The organism is Winogradskyella sp. HaHa_3_26 (assembly GCF_019278425.1).
Taxonomy (GTDB): Bacteria; Bacteroidota; Bacteroidia; order Flavobacteriales; family Flavobacteriaceae; genus Winogradskyella; species Winogradskyella undariae.
Genome location: NZ_CP058981.1, coordinates 2,345,038 through 2,364,036 on the forward strand (window position 1 = coordinate 2,345,038; position 18,999 = coordinate 2,364,036).

16 protein-coding genes are annotated in these 18,999 nt (G+C 32.6%); 2 read left to right on the forward strand and 14 right to left on the reverse strand.

Translation table 11 applies throughout. The annotated features are described in order from the left end of the window. Positions 1-6: 6 nt before the first annotated feature. The 3 genes from H0I32_RS10100 to H0I32_RS10110 form a co-directional block, all read right to left on the reverse strand. Positions 7-696: a glycosyltransferase family 2 protein gene (locus tag H0I32_RS10100; RefSeq protein ID WP_173586376.1), complete on the reverse strand. Its 690-nt coding sequence runs from the start codon at positions 694-696 to the stop codon at positions 7-9. Between the two features lie 217 nt (positions 697-913). Further along, positions 914-2,503 carry a 4Fe-4S binding protein gene (locus H0I32_RS10105; protein ID WP_179313450.1) on the reverse strand — a complete coding sequence of 530 codons (1,590 nt, stop codon included), beginning with the start codon at positions 2,501-2,503 and terminating at the stop codon, positions 914-916. A gap of 1 nt (position 2,504) precedes the next feature. Continuing rightward, positions 2,505-3,809, reverse strand: coding sequence for an NAD(P)/FAD-dependent oxidoreductase (locus H0I32_RS10110; RefSeq protein ID WP_179313449.1), 1,305 nt, complete (start codon positions 3,807-3,809; stop codon positions 2,505-2,507). 121 nt (positions 3,810-3,930) lie between these two features. Here H0I32_RS10110 and H0I32_RS10115 point away from each other — a divergent pair, with 121 nt between their 5' ends. After that, positions 3,931-4,947 (forward strand): glycoside hydrolase family 113, encoded by a 1,017-nt coding sequence (locus tag H0I32_RS10115; RefSeq protein ID WP_173586379.1) that lies wholly within the window; start codon positions 3,931-3,933, stop codon positions 4,945-4,947. Between the two features lie 33 nt (positions 4,948-4,980). On the opposite strand, the gene H0I32_RS10120 is transcribed toward H0I32_RS10115, so the two are convergent. Beyond that, positions 4,981-6,507 (reverse strand): carboxypeptidase-like regulatory domain-containing protein, encoded by a 1,527-nt coding sequence (locus tag H0I32_RS10120; protein WP_179313448.1) that lies wholly within the window; start codon positions 6,505-6,507, stop codon positions 4,981-4,983. Positions 6,508-6,694: 187 nt separating this feature from the next. Here H0I32_RS10120 and H0I32_RS10125 point away from each other — a divergent pair, with 187 nt between their 5' ends. Next, positions 6,695-7,429 (forward strand): metallophosphoesterase family protein, encoded by a 735-nt coding sequence (locus H0I32_RS10125; RefSeq protein WP_179313447.1) that lies wholly within the window; start codon positions 6,695-6,697, stop codon positions 7,427-7,429. A 7-nt stretch (positions 7,430-7,436) separates the two neighbouring features. On the opposite strand, the gene H0I32_RS10130 is transcribed toward H0I32_RS10125, so the two are convergent. The 10 genes from H0I32_RS10130 to H0I32_RS10175 form a co-directional block, all read right to left on the reverse strand. Next, on the reverse strand, positions 7,437-8,282 hold the full coding sequence (locus tag H0I32_RS10130; RefSeq protein WP_179313446.1) for a TIGR04283 family arsenosugar biosynthesis glycosyltransferase: 846 nt from the start codon (positions 8,280-8,282) through the stop codon (positions 7,437-7,439). 33 nt (positions 8,283-8,315) lie between these two features. Next, entirely contained in the window at positions 8,316-9,119 is an 804-nt protein-coding gene (locus H0I32_RS10135; protein WP_179313445.1) for a DUF547 domain-containing protein, read from the reverse strand. Between the two features lie 32 nt (positions 9,120-9,151). After that, the gene (locus H0I32_RS10140; RefSeq protein WP_173586384.1) at positions 9,152-10,060 is read right to left on the reverse strand and encodes a sterol desaturase family protein; all 909 of its coding nucleotides are present in this window, start codon (positions 10,058-10,060) and stop codon (positions 9,152-9,154) included. Between the two features lie 68 nt (positions 10,061-10,128). Further along, the gene (locus tag H0I32_RS10145; protein WP_179313444.1) at positions 10,129-10,941 is read right to left on the reverse strand and encodes a purine-nucleoside phosphorylase; all 813 of its coding nucleotides are present in this window, start codon (positions 10,939-10,941) and stop codon (positions 10,129-10,131) included. Beyond that, entirely contained in the window at positions 10,934-11,563 is a 630-nt protein-coding gene (locus H0I32_RS10150; protein WP_179313443.1) for a TIGR04282 family arsenosugar biosynthesis glycosyltransferase, read from the reverse strand. The genes H0I32_RS10145 and H0I32_RS10150 overlap by 8 nt, the downstream gene beginning before the upstream one ends. Continuing rightward, complete coding sequence (locus H0I32_RS10155; RefSeq protein WP_179313442.1) at positions 11,556-12,050, reverse strand: rhodanese-like domain-containing protein; 495 nt, start codon at positions 12,048-12,050, stop codon at positions 11,556-11,558. Before H0I32_RS10155 ends, H0I32_RS10150 begins: the two co-directional genes overlap by 8 nt. Before the next feature lie 30 nt (positions 12,051-12,080). Continuing rightward, the gene (locus tag H0I32_RS10160) at positions 12,081-12,908 is read right to left on the reverse strand and encodes a metallophosphoesterase family protein (protein ID WP_179313441.1); all 828 of its coding nucleotides are present in this window, start codon (positions 12,906-12,908) and stop codon (positions 12,081-12,083) included. A gap of 60 nt (positions 12,909-12,968) precedes the next feature. Further along, on the reverse strand, positions 12,969-14,315 hold the full coding sequence (locus H0I32_RS10165) for a sodium:solute symporter family transporter (RefSeq protein WP_179313440.1): 1,347 nt from the start codon (positions 14,313-14,315) through the stop codon (positions 12,969-12,971). Positions 14,316-14,321: 6 nt separating this feature from the next. Continuing rightward, a complete protein-coding gene (locus H0I32_RS10170) occupies positions 14,322-15,764 on the reverse strand; it encodes a SusD/RagB family nutrient-binding outer membrane lipoprotein (RefSeq protein ID WP_179313439.1) in 1,443 nt (480 codons plus the stop codon). 9 nt (positions 15,765-15,773) lie between these two features. Further along, positions 15,774-18,968, reverse strand: a complete 3,195-nt coding sequence (locus tag H0I32_RS10175; protein WP_179313438.1) for a SusC/RagA family TonB-linked outer membrane protein — start codon at positions 18,966-18,968, stop codon at positions 15,774-15,776. Positions 18,969-18,999 lie beyond the last annotated feature (31 nt).

Here is an 18,999-nt window from a genome sequence, read left to right on the forward strand (position 1 = left end):
GGTAAATCACTTAAAACTGTATTTAAAAATCCATGTCAAGATTTTTATGCCTGCAAAGATAGCACCTTTTATCGTTCCTGAAACTTTTGAGACACCTATTCTGTTTCTGTAATTAACAGCGACCTCTTTATAGCGTAGTTTTTGCTTCAAAACCTTGAGCTGCATTTCTACTGTCCATCCATAAGTTTTGTCTTCCATTTTTAGTCCTAAAAGCTTATCATATTTAATAGCTCTAAAGGGACCTAGGTCTGTAAAAGTAGAACGAAAAAATAATTTCATTAAGCTTGTTGCGAGCCAATTACCAAAAATTTGAGGTATGGTCATTGAGCCTTCTTCTCGCAATTCTTTAACACGAGAACCAATAACAAAGTCGTCGTTTTCTTCTAAAATTGGTTGAATTATTTTGGTTAATTCTTCTGGATAATCGCTGTAGTCTCCGTCTAAAAAAACAATAATATCTGGCTTATTTTTTTGTTGAGAAATATATTCCATCCCCTTTAAACAAGCATAACCATACCCTTTTCTATTTTCAATTAAAACGGTAGCACCCGCTTTTTTGGCATTGATTTCAGTGTTATCGGTTGATTTATTGCTTATTACAATAATTTCATCGACAATAGCAGGAATGTCTTTTATAACATGAGGAATTGACTCTTCTTCGTTATAAGCAGGAATAATAACTTTTATATTGGGCATTTAATCTATTTATGAGCGCTAAAATACGGTTTTGAAAATTTTTTTGTCTAAAAATTTACACTAAGCTAATTGTAAACTATTAAATGTGGAATATACTAAGGTTACAATTTGTGAAATGAAATACAGTAAGTCTTGATGCAATATTTAAATTAAAACGTTCAAAATTATTTTGAACGTTTTAATTATGTATTAATATTGAAATGAGTTTAGAACCAAATTATTTCTGATTAACGAAATCCATTAAATCAACATCGTTTCCTAAAAGGATTTCTGTTGGGTTAATACGTCCTTCCATTGAATCATTTTCTAATTTTAAAACGCCTCTTGGACAAACAGCAGAACAAACACCACAACCGACACAACTAGATCGTACAATGTTTTCACCTTTTTGAGCATAAGCTCTTACGTCTATTCCCATCTCACAACTGTTAGAACAGTTACCACAAGAAATACATTGACCACCATTTGTTGTTATTCTAAATTTAGAAAACAAACGTTGTTGAAAACCAAGAATAGCAGCCATAGGACAACCAAAACGGCACCAAGAGCGGTTTCCTAAAATAGGGTAGAACCCTGTTCCTATAACTCCAGAAAAAATAGATCCGATATAAATACCATAAGCAGATCTTAAGGCACCAGCTTTAATATAAAAAAGCTGATCTGTTGTTCCTGTAAAATGCATTACAAGTAAAAGTGTAATAACAATAAAGTAACCAATAGCGCCAAATTTAGCATCTTTACCTAGTTCATGTCTTTTAAAGATCATTACAACTGCAAAGACTAAAGTTAAAAAGCCGATAACAGAAATGATAAAAACATCTCTTGTTAACCAGAAATCATTTTTGTCGTAACCTAAATAGGTGTAAATCATAGCAACTGTCATCACTACAGAAAATACTAAAACGGTATGGATTAACCAACGTTCTAATTTCCATGCAGACATCTTTTTGGAAGATAATTGTCTAAAAGAGTCACCTGCAGTTTCAGCTAAACCACCACAACCACAAACCCAAGAACAATACCAACGTTTCCCATATTTAAAGGTTAAAATTGGTGTGATTACAAATATAGATATGATACCAAATAACAATAAGGCAATACCAATATTACCATTAGAGAGAAAACCATTTACAGACCATTCATCAAAAATGTAATAATTAAGAGGCCAAATACTTTTAAGATCGTAGTATGGTAAATCATTATTCATTACGTACATGAATTCAGGAATTAAAAAGGCAAAACCTAATTGAAAAAACATTACTGAAACGGTACGTAATTGTTGGTAGCGATTATGTCTATATTTTAGAATAAATTTATAACCAAAAGCTAATATTGCAACGGTATAAAGTGTTCCGTAGACAAACCATTGACTGGCATTTCTTCCACTTAACAAATGACTTAAAGGATCAAAAAGACTAATTAAACCTGTATTTGCTTCTCCATCAGTCCCCAAGCCTAAATATTTTGGAAAGAAATAAAGTACAATGTAAAATGTGGTTAAAAGAACACCTAGAATCCAACCTAGAATTCCACGTGATGATATGGATTTAAACCAAACACCATCATTTTTTATACCTTCTAGTTTGGTAAGGTAAGCTTCTCTAGAATATATAATAATACCACCGATTATAGATCCTAATGAAAGTGTTAGAAATAAACCTTTATTAGGGAAGTTAGTATTAAAAAGAGCTAATGTGAATATAAATAACCCAATGACACCTATAGCAAGCGCTACTTTTTGTTTTGTTGTAATGTCTAAAGCGTCTGGCTTTGCCAATGACATACTATGATTTAATTTGTTGCTCATTTTATACAGTTTGTAATTGGTTATTGTAGGCTTTTAAAATATCTTTTTCAAATTTTGAATAGAATTCAGGATCAAAATTAGCTTCAGGTAAATGATTTATCACGTAATCTACATCACGTTTTTCGGTAAGCCATCGGTCAAAAACTTCATGGCGCATTCGTATTCCAAAATTATTAATTCCTAAAAATACATTTGTGTTTTTATCGTAAGCTACCGTGATACATTTTGTATCATCTTCATGTTTCCAATGAAAATGGACTTCGTGTTCAGGTCTCCCACGTTCTCCAAATACCCAACCATAAGTTTGATATTCAATATCTAAAAATTTTGCGGAGTTAAACCAATGACCAGGTTTGTATTCTATACGGTTACCACAAAGAGTTTGGGCTAAAGTTTCTCCCATCATTCGGCCTGTGTACCAAACCGCTTCAATAGGTCGTCGGTTTCCAATAGCCTCATGTTGTTCTGCACAATCACCAATACTATAAACATCAGGGATATTTGTTTCTAAAAAACGATTCACTTTTACACCACGTCCTATTTCAATACCAGAATCTTTTAGAAAATCAATATTTGGTGCTACACCAGCAGTTAAACCAACGACATTGCATTCGAGTTCTTCTCCTGTTTCTTCAATAATTACTGATTTTACTTTTCCATTTTCGTCAGAATTTATGGCTCTAAGGTTTGTTGAAAGTCGTAAATCTATATGATGATTTTTAATATGTCTATTAATCATTTCACTTTCACCTTGTGGTAAAACGCCATTCCAAAAGCTATCTTCTCTTACTAAAAATGTTACAGGAATACTTCGGCTATTTAGCATTTCAGCCAATTCAATTCCTATTAAACCTCCACCAACAATTACAGCACGTTTACAAGTTTCTTTATTTGGGGCGTATTTTTCAAGCTTTTCTAAATCTTGTTTGTGGTACATGCCTAGTGTACCTTCTAAATCTTGACCAGGCCAACCAAATTTATTAGGTTTACTTCCTGTTGCTATAATTAATTTATCGTATTGAAGTGTTTCTCCTTCTGTAAAATGAAGTGTTTTTGTTTCAGTTTCAACTTTATTAACAAAACCTTTCTTTAGTTCAATCCTGTTCTTTTCCCAAAACCAATTCTCATAAGGTTGTGTATGTTCAAATTTCATATGCCCCATATAAATGTACATTAAAGCAGTCCTAGAGAAGAAAAAATCGGTCTCACCCGAAATAATTGTAATTCTCTTGTCTGAAAGTTTTCTAACATGCCTTGCGAGTGTAACTCCAGAGATGCCGTTGCCAATAATAACGATATGTTCCATGGTTGATATCCGAATATTCGGTGGGATTTAGGTTAGTGATAAAACATATAGGTCGAAGGTTTTGTTAAAACCTTAACCCATAAGCGAGATTTCTTTAAATTTAGGCATAATTTTTAATAATATGCGATATTTTTTTTACTGCCTTTTTGTTTTTTTGTTTTTTGGTTGTGCTGCGATTCCGTCTCAATCTGCTAAAATTAATGGGGTTAGCTTTGTGGCTTCTAGAGGCGTTGTAGATTCTTCGCATGTAAAACCCTTGGTACAGATAAATGCTAATGCTGCCGCTGTTATGCCTTTTGGATTTGTAAGAGATAAAGAGCATCCCAAAGTGACTCATAATACCAAACGACAATGGTATGGCGAAACCCGTTCTGGAGCAAAGCAATATATTGAAGCACTTCATAACGAAAATATAAGAGTGATGGTGAAACCGCAATTGTGGATTTCTCATGGAGAGTTTACCGGATTTTTAAAAGCAGGTACTGAAACAGATTGGAAATTATTAGAAACCTCTTATTCTGATTTTATTTTAAATTATGCTGAGTTGTCTGAAGAGTTAAATGTCGAAGTATTTTGTATAGGAACAGAGCTAGAAGAATTTATAAAAAACAGACCTGAATATTGGCATCAACTTATTAAAGAAATTAGAACGATTTATACAGGTAAGCTAACTTATGCTGCTAATTGGGACGAGTTTTGGACAACACCTTTTTGGTTAGATCTAGATTATGTTGGTGTAGACGCTTACTTTCCGGTAAGTACTATGCAAACACCAACAATTGAAGATTGTATAAATGGTTGGGTAAAACATAAAGAAGGATTAAAAGGTTTTTCAGAAAAATTAAACCGACCAATTCTGTTTACAGAGTTTGGTTATAGAAGTGTAGATTATACGGGTAAAGAACCTTGGCGTTACGATCGTTCTATGACTTCTGTAAATCTTGAAGCACAAAATAATGCCACCCAAGCTTTATTTGATGCGGTTTGGGATGAAGATTGGTTTGCTGGTGGTTATTTATGGAAATGGTTTATTAACCATGATGAAGTTGGTGGTGTAGATAATAATCAATTTACACCTCAGAATAAACCTGTAGAAGCCATTATAAAATCGCATTATAAGCGGCGTGAGCTCAATTGATATTTAATTGAGCTTAGGCTATATTAGATAATCTTAATCATCACTTTCTAAAGCTTTAAAATCCTTAATGGCTTTATTGGGTTCTATAATATTATAACCTTTCCAGAAATCAGGATCATATTTATTAAGACGTTCTGGTGTGACTAAGTTTTTCTCTTTAAAATTGTTGTATTCCGCTTCAGAAATTGTTTCACTGTCAAAAACAATAAGTTCAGACTTATCAATGTTTCTAACAATGAAATAAATATCGCCTTTCAATTCATTTTGTTTTCTTCTGCCGCGTACATTTTTGTTCTTTTCAACAATTTTTATAGGACGTTTTATACCAACCCTTTGGCCTGTAGATTCATCTCTATATTTTAAAGTATATTTTTCATTTTCATTTTTTTGAAATATGATAGTGCCTTCTTTTAAATATTTTTTAGTTGAAATGCCTAACAATGAAAAACTACTTAAAGGTTTTACATTTTTATAATCAACTCTTACAACGGCAAAATCTTCTGTATTTACATACATTGTTCCTTCAAAATCTTCGCTGCGTTTTGGTTTAAAAGGTATAACATATACAAACATCTGATCTATGTACGCATAGTCGGCTAAAGTAAACTCATAGCGTTGAGATTTATGAATAAAGTTAAGGTCGTTATCTTTATCAATAAAATTGTTGTTTTCAAATTTATGAATACTCATCTTTTTCCAATGCTTAAAACCTATTTTTCTAATCGAATCTTTTTTTCGTTGTTCAGCAAGTAAAGTTTCATTTATTACTTTTTCTTTTTTATCACCAAATAAGGAAGAGTCAATTTCTTCTTTCACACTAAACCAGCCCGATTTAATTTTAAAATAAGAATCTCGTTTCACATATTTTTTAAAAATGTCATTAAATCTTTTTTCATAATTATCCATATTTATATCCATGGATTTGTCATAGAGTCTACACGCTTTTAATATTTCTATTTTCTGAGCAGCTTCTGGTGTAATTTTTCCATAAAGTTCACCCAAAATTTCAGTATGACTACTTGTGTTTTTTGGCATAATCTGAATTAAACTGTCAATCATTGATTGATTAAATTCGGGTATTGTAGATTTTTCTAAGTTAACTTCAGACTTATCCATTTCTGTATAATAAGATTCTCTATAAAATAGTTTTCTTTTTGTAAAGTCAGAATCGTAATTAGTCGTTAAACCTTCTTTTACTTTATCTAAAATCTCATCAATAGAATAATTTTTATTAGTGACTAATACTTCAGATAAGTCGAAAGATTGCGACTTTAGGTAAATTGTAGAATTATCATAGTTTATAAGCGGAACTCGTATTTCTTTATACCCCAAGCAACTTATAAATAAAGAGTCTGTTGCTTTTATAGATCTTGTAATTGTGATGTTAAAATCACCATCGTCGTTACTAATAACTCCTGTTTTTGAGTTGAATTGAATAGTTGCAAAGGGAATAGGTTTTTCGGTTTCTGAATCTAATAATTTTGAAGAAAAGGTCTGTTGTGCGTAAGATTGAGCAATAGAAAAAAAGACTATTGCAAATAGTGTTTGATTGATTTTCATTTTAAGGATTGATTGGTTGACTAGCAAATTAAAATATTGTAGTGGTTTGGAAATCAATTTTATGTCTTTCTTAAGTATAGTTTATCTTAAGTTTAACATCTTCAAGAAAATTTAAGATCTAAAAATTACGATTTAGAAAGTATGGTTTTAAAATTTAATTTTAGCTTTGAAAAAAAAATAGAATCGTATGAGAACATTAGCTGTTGGTGATATACATGGTGGATTAAAAGGTTTAAATCAACTTATAGAAAGAACAAATGTAAGTTCTGATGATGCCTTAATTTTTTTAGGAGATTATGTAGATGGTTGGAGTGAAGCTGCGCAAGTTATTCAACGTCTAATAGACTTATCTAAAACGAATGCATGTATTTTTATAAAAGGAAATCACGATGTTTGGTGCGAAAAATGGTTAGCAACGGGAGATGTTAATGAAGTTTGGTTTAAAAATGGAGGAAAAGAAACCATTGAAAGCTACAAGGATTTTTCTGATGAAGAAAAACAAACACATCTTCACTTTTTTGAAGCATTAAAATTATATCATATAGATTCTGAAAACCGATTATTTCTTCATGCAGGTTTTACCTCTATGAAAGGTGTAGAAAATGAATTGAACCCCGAAAATTTCTATTTTGATAGAACATTATGGGAAATGGCCTTAACATTTGATAAAAATATTAAGTTAGATTCTTTGATTTACCCTAATCGCTTAAAAAAATATTCTGAAATTTATATTGGCCACACACCAACAACTAATTTTGGTGAAGACAAACCGATGAATTGTGCTAATATTTGGAATGTAGATACTGGAGCAACCTTTAAAGGGAAATTATCTGCAATTGATATTGATACTAAAGAAATTTTTCAAAGTAATAAAGTGATGGATTTATACCCTGATGAAATAGGGCGGAATAAAAAAAAGTAAGTTGCGTTTAGCAAATGTTCTTCTTGTAATAAGCAACTAAATCCTCAGCAGAAGCACCAAACCATTTCTTTAAGTAAATGGTCCAGAAGTGATATTGCACTTTCCAAACACCATGTTTGCGGTAAAGTCTGGCTGAGGTTTTTAATTTTTTATTGATGACGGTAAACTGATCACGTGCATACAATTCATTAATCAGCATATTATCTTCATAAATAACGTAAGCTTCATCGTAACCACCAATAATATTAAATAATGTTTTGGTTATAAACTGGCTTTGGTCACCACCTCTGCTAGCGCGCCAATTAAACTGTGTTAGCCAACTTGCTAACCTAAGCCACCAATGATGGCTATCAAATTGCATTCTAAAACAGCCAGCTTCATTTTCTTTTTGAACTTCGTTAATTATAAATTGATCAAAATTTTTAGGGGGAAAAGAATCAGCATGAAGAAAGTATAAAATAGTTCCTTTAGCATGTTTTGCACCGCAATTCATTTGCTTTGCTCTTCCTTTGGAAGATTCAAGAAAAAGTATTTTTGATTGAATATGCCATCCTGAACTTGATTCAGGATCTCCTATTTCGCTACCTAGTTGTGCGTCAGTTCGAGTGAAATTCCTTTTTTGGAATTTTGTATCGAGAACATTTGAAAAAGCTTCTCGATACAATTCTTCACTGCGTTCAGAATCACTCGAAGTGACGAAGTCTTTAACAATATCCATAGTTCCGTCAATACTTCCACCATCTACTATAATAATTTCTGAAATATTCTTATCCTCAGAATTCTCTAAAAGATGCGTTAATAAATTGGCAATATTATCAGCCTCGTTAAATACCGGAATAATTATACTTATCATATATCTATTTACGAAAAAAGCACGAGAATATTTTTATTTATTTAAATTCCAATTGTAATCTTTGAAGCTTTTTTTAGCTGAATTTGAAATTTTTACATCAGAATATTGATTAAGAAAATCAATTAAACTTCCGTTAGTCTCAAAATCTTTTTTAAACCATTTAAAGATTCTAGAGATTTTTATCTGTTCTTCTGAAAGTTCATTTTTTGTAGTGTCTGCTAAAAATTCTTTTGTAGCATTGGTTAATTGTGTGTCTAATTCAGAAGCCGTAAATGCTGTATTTTGTAATTTAGGGCATGATATAGAAGCGCAAACAATAGCAAAATGAATTCGTGGTTCATGCATTCCTCTAAGTATTTTATGCTCTATATCATTTAAGTTTTGCCAAGTAGTTCCAAACTTCCAAAGGCGTTGATCCCAAGGATCTTTGATGTCTTTGATGCTTTTTGTTGGGTAATTTTTTAAGATTAAATCTATGGTTAAAGCATTATATGCGTTAATCCAATAGGCTAGTTTATCATTGTTACTCCAATCTTCATTAGGTTGATTCGTTTTTAGTAAATCAATATAACTTAGAAGTGTTTTATGTTCTCCTTTTAAACCTTTGTAATTCACGTTTCCATTATCAGAAACGAATTTTTGTAGTAATTTATTAAAAATAGAATGGTCAAAAGCTTCTGTGTAAATAATTTCAGTAGTTTCTGTAATACCGTCGTTGCTTATTGTTCCGTCTAGGCCCAAACTAATTTCAATAGAATTGTTTTCATTAATACTTTGTGCTCCAGAATACGATGAAGCAAAAATTATAGTAACTAGTAAAACTGATAAATATTTCATGTCTAAATGTGTGTTTAATTAGAAAGGTTAAATTATTCTGAAACGCTAGATTTACGTTTCTTTGAAAATGCAGGATATACAGATTGTCCTATAAAATCTTTAGGGAATATGTCATCATCATCAAACCCTAGTTCAATATCTCTTCCGTCATGCGGAATGTAATCTGTTTTAAAAAGATAATCCCAAATACTTAATGTAATTCCGAAGTTTACTCCAAAGCGTTCACCTTTTGGTAATTCTCTAACATGATGCCAAATATGCATTTTTGGATTGTTGAATAGATATTTTAAAATTCCATAATCCCAACCCAAATTAGCATGGTTTAAGTGTCCGATAGCAATGTTGAAGAAATATATGATGGCAACATCTTGTGCATCAAAACCTCCAATAATAGCTAAGGGGATATATAAAATAGACTTATAAACTACGGGTTCCATCCAATGGTAACGTAAATGCCCAGCAAACCCCATTTCTTTTATACTATGATGTACTTTGTGAAAATTCCAAAGCCATTCAAAACGATGTAATAGACGGTGTGTATTCCACTGAACAAAATCTGAAACTATAAAAAAGATAAAAAGCCCTAACCATTTTGGTAGTTCATCGACATCAAATAACTGAAAACTTGAAACGGATAAGCCAACAATTCCTAAAATATCATTAAATACTTCAGAAACCGTGTTAGAGAGTGCAATAAGTATAATTAGGTTTAGTATGAAGAAATTAAAGAACATATAAAATGTATCTAACCAAAAATCTTTTCTAAAAAGGGCCTGTTCCTTTCTCCAAGGAAAAGCAATTTCTAAAATCCATACTAAAATAGAAATAAGGATAAGTCCATAAAAGAAGTTATCCCAATGATAAATATCAATGAATTCATACTTTAGATAGTTCCAATAGCTGGAATAAGATTTAGTGAATATGTCTAGGTATTTTTCCATTTAGATTGTAAAAAAAAAGGGGTGGTCTTTTAATTAATAATCCTTTTGTAGGTTAAATCTGTTTAGACTTACAAATTTTTAATTAATTCTTTAAAAAGAGTAATCATATTTGGTTCTGCTTTCTCTGCCATAGCAATAATTTCAGAAATATCTACAGGTCTTAAATTTTCAGGATCGCATTCATCCGTTAAAACAGAAACAGCGGCAACTTTTAATTTTAAGTGATTAGCGACAATGATTTCTGGAACTGTACTCATACCAACAGCATCGGTACCCATAATTTTAAGCATACGGTATTCTGCACGTGTTTCTAGTTGAGGACCAACAACGCTTGTATAAACACCTTTGTGTAGTGTAATATTATTTTCTTTGGCTATGTTTTCAAATTTAGAATTGATATCTGCATCATAAGGTGCGCTCATATCTGTAAAGCGTTCTCCTAATTCAGAAACGCCTTTGAAAGCTAAAGGTGAACTTCCTTGAAGATTAATATGATCGTCAATAAGCATTAATTCGCCTTTTTTAAAGTCTAAATTAACAGCACCTGCAGCATTAGAAACCAATAAGGTTTTAATCCCTAGTTTTTCCATAATTCTAACAGGAAATGTAACATCTTGTAAACTGTAACCTTCATAAACATGAAAACGGCCTTGCATAACCACTACTTTTTTACCTTCAAGAATTCCGTAAATAAGTTTGCCTTTATGAAACTCTACAGTGGCAGTTGGGAAATTAGGAATATGATTGTAGCTTGCCTCGGCAATAATTTCAATCTCGTTAATTAATTGCTCTAAACCTGTACCTAAAATGATACCAACTTCAGGATTTTTAAAACCTTTACTTTGTAAATATTCGGTACTTTCTGTTATTAATTTAATCATTGAGTTGTTGTATTTTTTCTTGTAATTCTTTGTTAGATTTATAAAAATTTGAAGCAATTAAATCTTCATAAGTATCAATATCGTTTAAAATATCTAAAGTATTAACTGTAACGTTATTTTTATGTAACTCTTGTAACGTACCTTTTAATAAGTTAGGTTGACTCCAAGGTTTATCGGTGAAAATAGAAGTGTTTAATTTAGACATTCCTACTAGGTAATAACCACCGTCTTCAGCTGGGCCAAAAACAACTTCGTTTGTATTTAAAGCATCTATCCCTTTTTCAATATGTGTAGAATTAATGTCTGGTAAATCAGAACCAATAAGTACGATTTTTTCATAACCATCTGCAAAGCCTTTTTTAAAAGCATTAAGCATACGCTCACCTAAATCTGCTCCGCTCTGAACCATTTTAATTTCATCTTTCCATTGTTCATCTACAATGGCGTTAGAAAAATAAATACGTTTATCAAAATCTAATGCTTTAGTTGCTTTTTCTGTGATTTTAACTAATTCAGTATAAACATCAAAAGCACCATAGTCACCAATAGTTTTGGCAAGTCTTGTTTTTACAGTTCCTAATTTTATGTTTTTTACAAAAACAATTACGAGAGATTTAGTCATAGATTTTAATACCTTTTTGTAGCCATTTACCCCATTCTATGGAGTAAGCATGTACGTTTTCTGTTTCTTTTTCTTCGGAATTAAATACAGGGAAATTATTGTTTTTCCATTCAAAAATACCACCAAATAAATTATAAACATTGGTGTAGCCAGCCTTTTTAAGCTTCTCACCAATGTCTTCTGAACGCACTCCAATAGTGCAGTAAACAATAATGGTTTGTAAAGTGTCTGGGAGTGATTTTTTAACTGTATTTATATCGAATTTTTTATAACCAACATATAATGCATTTTTTATGTGGCTTACGTTGTATTCATTAAGTTCTCTAGCATCTAATACTCTAGCGTCTGTAATTTGAGTTGCTAATTCTTGAGCAGAAACATAAGGAATCGTCTCTTTATTATACTTTTTTAATAGTTTTACCAATGTATCCTGGCTATATCCAAGAGTGCAAATGAATAAAAAAGATAATATAAAGAGTTTTTGCATTTTGCTTTAGTATAAATAATTAGTTTAACCTTACAATAGTATTGTTTTTCCTTTTAATAGTTTCTCTGCTTCAGGCAAAATTTCCATATTGTCCCAAATTCCAGTTACAATTGTTTTTGCGTAAGATTCAGGTAGCAATCCGTTTAACATTAATTTGTTGGTGAGCATATGGTTGTATTCTAACTTACGGAAATTTGCAAGTATAGGTTTTGTAGTATCGTCTAAAATTGTAAACCAAACATCAGGACTACCATCATTTGCGGGCATACCAATCACTCCCGGATTTATCCAAAGTTTGTCTTTTTGTTCCTCTATAAACGGTAAGCCTGAATGTCCTGCAATAATAATATTACTTTGTAATGCTGTAAAATTTCGAAGTTTAGTTGACCAATCCGTCGATTTAAATATGAATTCAGAAACATTAAAATAAGAACCATGTACTACCGAAATCTTTTGATTCCCATAGTTGAATGTTATATGATCTGGAAGCGTATGTAAATAATCTAAAGACGATTTTGATAGTTTGCTCTTAGCATACGGATACCATTGTTGTGAAAAACCATCACAACGAGAACCCTTTGTAAAATCACAGCCGCAATCGGCTTCATCATCTCGTAACTGTATTTCTACATTACCAACAATACTCCTTGCATTCCAATTCATAAAGGTTTGCATGGTTTCTTCAGGTTGCGCACAATAACCAATAATATCTCCTGTGCAAATGCAATTTCCTGGTGAAATACCTTCAGATTCTGCTATAGCAATTAAGGCTTTAAGCGCCTGAAGGTTGCTGTAAACTCCACCAAAGAGTAGTGCTTTACCCGTTAAGGTTCCGATGTTTGTTATTTTTTTATTCATAGTATTTCACGTTAAAGTGAAAATTTATTTCTTATGTTATTTATGAAACAGAATTTGCCTTTAATACGTTGTTTTCGATGGTAACCATTTCGGAATAAAATATAAAATAGTACAACTCAAAATTCCCCAAATATTCACCCAAAGTAAATCCGCATATTTTCCTTCTGTAAAAATTAAAGCTTCCGGAAACAGATCAAAAATGAGTAAAAACCCAAATGTTAAACCAGAAATTACACTTAGATAAAAACTGATTTTGGGAACTTTAATATTCCAGAATATAAAAACCGGTGTTAATCCTATAACCATGGTTCCAGATATGGTAGTGGCAGATAATACTTCAGCATTTAAAAAAACGGGTAGAGTTCCTAAAATAGCAATTGCTGCCATGGATGCACGCCCGAAAGTTATATCATTTACCATGCCTAAATCAATGGCTAATAATTTTGAAAATGAAGAGAATGTAGAATCTAATGTTGATGCTGCTGAGGTTATCATAATAAAATTAATGACTAATAAGATGACGACACCAAAGGCTTTTCCGACTTCTACGGCTGCTTGTCCTTTAAAACCTTGGGTTTGCGCATAAACACCAATGACGCTAAATAGTATAATGCAAATGGCACCCAATAAACTGGCCCATAAAAAACTTTTTCGTGTCACTTTAGGCGAACTGATAAAGGCTCTATCTGTTAAAACAGGATCGTGAAACGGGTAACTAAACGATTGAATAATGGCAGCGAAGAAAAGATTTAAACCTAATTCAAAACTCCATGTTCCAGAAGTGGCAACATCAGTAACACTAAAGTTTTCAATAGAAAATATATTCCACAGAATTACTATAAGTAGAATACTGAATAATACCATCTGAATCACATCAGTAAAAATAGAACTACTCAAACCTCCTTTTATAGCATAAGCTAATGTCAATATGGTGAAAACAATTATGGCTTTATGGTAGTTAGAACTATCTGTTTCGCCAAAATAACTGCCAATTACCATGGTATTACTCCAAACTTCATTAAATAAACGAATCGCAATTAAAATCGAAAACAAAGCCATAGCTCCTTTTCCGAATTTGCTAGTTAGAAATTGATGGATACTTTTAAATCCGCCAACAACGCGCATTTTGTAAATTAGTAAACCAGCCACAGCAAATGATAAATAATAACCAGCATACGCAACACCACCAACAATACCAAAGTCTAAACCTAAATTGGCCGCATTAGTAATACTCTTGGCGAAAATCCAAGAAATAATAAGGCTTCCGGTAAGCACTAAAGCGTTTGGTGCTTTCCTTTTATGAACCGCCTTAAAAAAATCGTCTGTAGTTTTTGCTAATGGTGATAATATAAAGAGTATTAAACTCGATGCAATTATCAATAGCCATTGCCAGTTAATTATATCCATGTATGTTTATTCGTTCCACCAAACTGGCACGTTTATACTATTGTTGTCGGTTGCGTTGGCTGCAACACTGTAATTTTCGAAATTTAAAGCGGCTTCTTCTGCAGGATAAGGCATTCTTACTGGAATTAAATCGTTGTTTAAACTTGCTGAAATCGTTTGCAATTCAGGGAAACCTGTTCTTCTGTATTCTATCCAGCCTTCGTAACCATTAATAATATTTGCAATCCATTTCTGTGTTAAGATTTGTTCTATTGGGTTTGACCCAAAAGCATTATAAGCTGCAGGGCCAGAAAGGTAATCTATAGGTAGTTCCGTATTCCAATACTCAAATGCTAACGTAACTCCAGCGTTGTATAATGTCTGTGCTTCTGCAGAAATAATACCTTTGGCGGCTGCTTCTGCTAAGGCGAATTGTACTTCCCAAGCGGTTATAAAATTAGCATCTAAACTAGACGTGTCTTCTCTAAAAGCAGTACTTGCCAAAGAATAGTTAGCTAAAGCAATAGAGGTCGAAGATGCATCAATACCATTTAATAAACCATTAAATTCATTAGTGCTTGAATTTGAGAACGGACGAAATAAACTTGAAAGTCTCGTGTCATTTAAACCCACTAAAATGTCTTCCATAGTTTCAGATAATACAAAATTATTGAAATCTCCAATTCGTAATTGTGCTAATCTAAAACTGTTTGGGTCTGTGTTTGTAAAATTGAAAATAGCATTTTCGCTGTTTGAAGTAATATAATTGCCTTCATCAAAAAGTGTTTGTAATTGACTAGAAACATCTACTTTATCCGAAATACGCACCAAATGTTTAATTTTTAAAGCATTCGCAAATTTTATCCAAGCCTCTAAATTGCCATTAAATAAAATATCTCCTTCTAGCGGAATCACATCAGTATAGGCTTCAATTGCAGCAATACCTTTATCTAAATTATCTAAAATACCGTTTTCATTAAGATAGATGTCTTCTTGTGAATCGTATGCTGGTGTTACGGTGCCTTCAACACCATTGAACGCTTCAAAATAGGGAACGTCTCCAAATAAATCCGTCAAACCAGCAGCCATATAAGCCTTAAGAATTAAAGCAGGACCTTCATAAATAGCAAAGGTTTCTGTTGTTTTAGCTTGATTTAAGATAATCTCATTATCTCTCAAATTGGTATAAAAAATAGGCCAAGGATTACCTCCTAATTGTGGTGATTTTAAAGCGTGTCTATCAAATAGGTTGAAATCTAAAGCTGTTCTGTGTTGTGCTAATAAATCGCCAGCAACAAAACCTTCATAGCTCATGTTTTCGCCAAAATCGTATATCACTTGTCTTAATAACAAACTCGGTTGGACTGAACTTGGTTGGTTTGGGTTGGTATTTATGTCTTCAAAATCTTTAGTGCAACTCATTGTTGTTGCAATAAATAAAACCGAAAGTATATATGTGAAATTTTTCATGTTGCTTTTTTAAAAATTAAATCCGGCTTTAAAACCAATACTTCTTGTTGTAGCATAACTCATGTCTTCAACACCACTTACAAATCCATTGCCTTGAACGGCTAATTGTTCTGGGTCAAAATGCGGATTTTCGGTTATGGCAAATAAGTTGTTTCCAACTAAGGAAAGACTAATGTCAGCACCTTCTTTCAATCCTAAAAAACCATCTTTTATATCGAACGTATAACCAATAGAAAATTGACGAAGTTTTAAAAAGGAAGCGTCGTAAACATTATTCTCTTCGTGATTTCTATCGTAAAACTGTCGGTAATAACTTTCTGCAGTAATCGCAACGGTATTTGCTTGTCCAGTATTTACATTGACACCTTGTGTAACAATTCCGGCATCTGGTCGGTAACTAGTTTCAGCTAGTTGACCACCAACATTTCCTAAAGCACGTGTTCTAGAAACGACTTCGCCCCCTTGTCGCCAATCGAATAAAAAGCTCATATTCCAATTTTTATAATTGAAATTATTGCTCCATCCTAATGTGAAATCGGAATTAGAATTTCCTAATTTTTTTAAATTATCATCAGCTATATAGTTACCATTATCATCAATTAAAAATTCTCCATTATCATTTTTTTGATAACCTGTTCCGTAGAAATCACCAACACGTCCACCTTCTTCTACTTGAAACCAAACGGTTTGATTTGCACTGTCATAAATTCTGCTGTAAGCCAAGGTTAGTCTTCCGTCCGATTGAGGTAAGTTTTTAATAACAGAGCGATTAGTGGCGAAGTTAAACATGCTATTCCAATTGAAATTATCCGTTTGAATTGGTGTAATCCCTAAAACAATTTCTACACCTTGTGTGTTTACATTTCCGCCATTAACTACTTGTTGGCTGTAACCAGAAGAAATGGCAACAGGTAAAGAAATAATCTGGTCTTTTGTATTGGCATTGTAATACGTAAAATCGAATCGTAATCTATTATCTAAAAATCGTAAATCTGCACCAAACTCATAAGAGGTGGTGCTTTCTGGTTTTAAATTGGCATTGGGAATAAAGTCTTGGTCGCTAAACGTAGGTTGGCTATTGTAAGGGGTTTGCGATACAAAAGCACCAGAAGTTTGGTAAGCACTTGTGTCGTTTCCAACTTGTGCCACACTCGCTCTCAGTTTTGCAAAAGATATGGCAGTTGGTAATTCTACAACATTAGATAAAATAAAACTTGAAGAGATAGAAGGGTAGAAAAACGAAGTGCCATCTACCGAAAAAGGTGTGGCTAATGCACTAGACCAATCATTCCGTCCTGTAATATCTAAAAATAAAAAGTCTTTATAGCCCAGTTTTGTAATACCATAAAATGAATTAATTCGCTTTTCACTTTCAAACTGAAACGTTTCAATAGGTGAAGCTGCATTATTTAAATTAAAGATTCCTGGCTGTGCCAAACTGACCGTTTGAGATTGATTTGTGGTTGCGGTTTGATTCAATCTATTTCCACCTAAAAACACATCCACAGAAATATTATTAAACTGATTTTTATAGTTGATTAAAAAATCGGTATTCACTTCTCTAAACATTACATCGTGTTCTGCGTATGCACCATTACTAAATCTATTGCTACTGTAAGCACGACGTAATTGACGTTTTTCTGTAGAATAATCCATTCCGGTTCTTAAGGAAATACTTAAGTTTTTAGTCAGTTCTTGTGTAATGGATAGATTTCCAAAAATACGATCGCGATTAAAGGAATTGGTGTTCTCATTTAAAATGAAATACGGATTATCAAAAAATGTGTAATTAAATGAATATTGTTGTGTCCCTTCTAAACCAGGTTGCCAATAATTTTTAAGATTTTCTATATTTAAAGAGCGTGGTCCCCAAGCAACAAGCGAATAATTGGCATTTTCACTTCCATAACCATTAGCAGGTCTATTGTCACTACTAGAATTAATATAACTTATGGAAGCGTTAATTTTTGTTTTGTCACTCGGGTTAAAATTCAGTTTTGTAGAAATGGTTTGTCTATCTAAATTAACACCAGGAATAATCGATTCACTTCTTAAATCGGTGAACGATAATCTATAATTTCCGGTATCAAACCCATTAGAAATCGATATGTTATTAATCGTAGTAACTCCTGTTTGATAAAAATCCTTTAAGTTATCTGGGTTTGATGTAAAAGGTGTTGCTGTTATTGCTAATCCATCATATAATGCTGTGTCTCCACCACGAACAAAAGAACCATTTACCAATTGTACAGGACTATCAAACTGAGGAATTAACAAACCAGTGTCTAATCGTGGTCCCCAAGAATAAGTGATGTTGTCATTTATACCACCGCCTAAACCGTCTACATATTCAAATTCTCCAGAATTACCTTGGCCATATGAATTTTGGAAATCGGGCAATTTAAAAGCAGATTCAACAAAAAGAGACGAATTAAAACTAACGCCTAAACCCCTTTTGTTTTTTCCGTTTTTGGTTTCAATAACAATAACACCATTAGAAGCTCTTGTGCCATATAATGCAGCAGCACTCGGACCTTTTAAAACCGTCACGGATCCAATATCATCCGGATTGACCTCCATGCCACCGTTACCAAAATCAATTTCTTGAAATCCAGCAGCAGCTTCATTGGTGAAGTTAAAAACGGTTTCGTTGTTTATTGGCACACCATCAACCACAAATAAAGGGTTGTTGTTAGAAAAGGAAGCTTCGCCTCTAATCGTGATTTTAGATGAAGATCCAACACCTGTTGCGCCTTGTGTAACCGTTACTCCTGCTAATTTTCCTTGTAAATTATCTAGAAAGTTTACCGTTTTGACTTCTGTTAGTTTTTTAGATGAAATGGCTTGCACAGCATAACCTAATTCTCGGGTGTCTCGCTCAAGACCTAAAGCAGTAATTACAACTTCGTTTAACGCAGCAGAATCTTCTTGTAATTCAATATTGATAATAGTTTGATTTCCTACTTCAATAGTTTGTGTTTTAAAGCCTAAAAATGAGAAGGTAAGTTTGTTTGTAGTTGAGTCAACTAGTATTGTGTAGGTGCCATCATCGCTTGAGGTCGTTCCTTGTCCTGAATTAGATGTGATATTAACAAAGGGCAAAGGTGTTTTTGAACTAGCTTCGGTAACTGTTCCGGTAATTGTAATTTGGGCATTACTGAAAAAGCAAAAGCATAGCAGTAAGCATAAGTAAATGTGCTTCATATGTAGACCACAAAGTGTGGCGGTTTTTTAA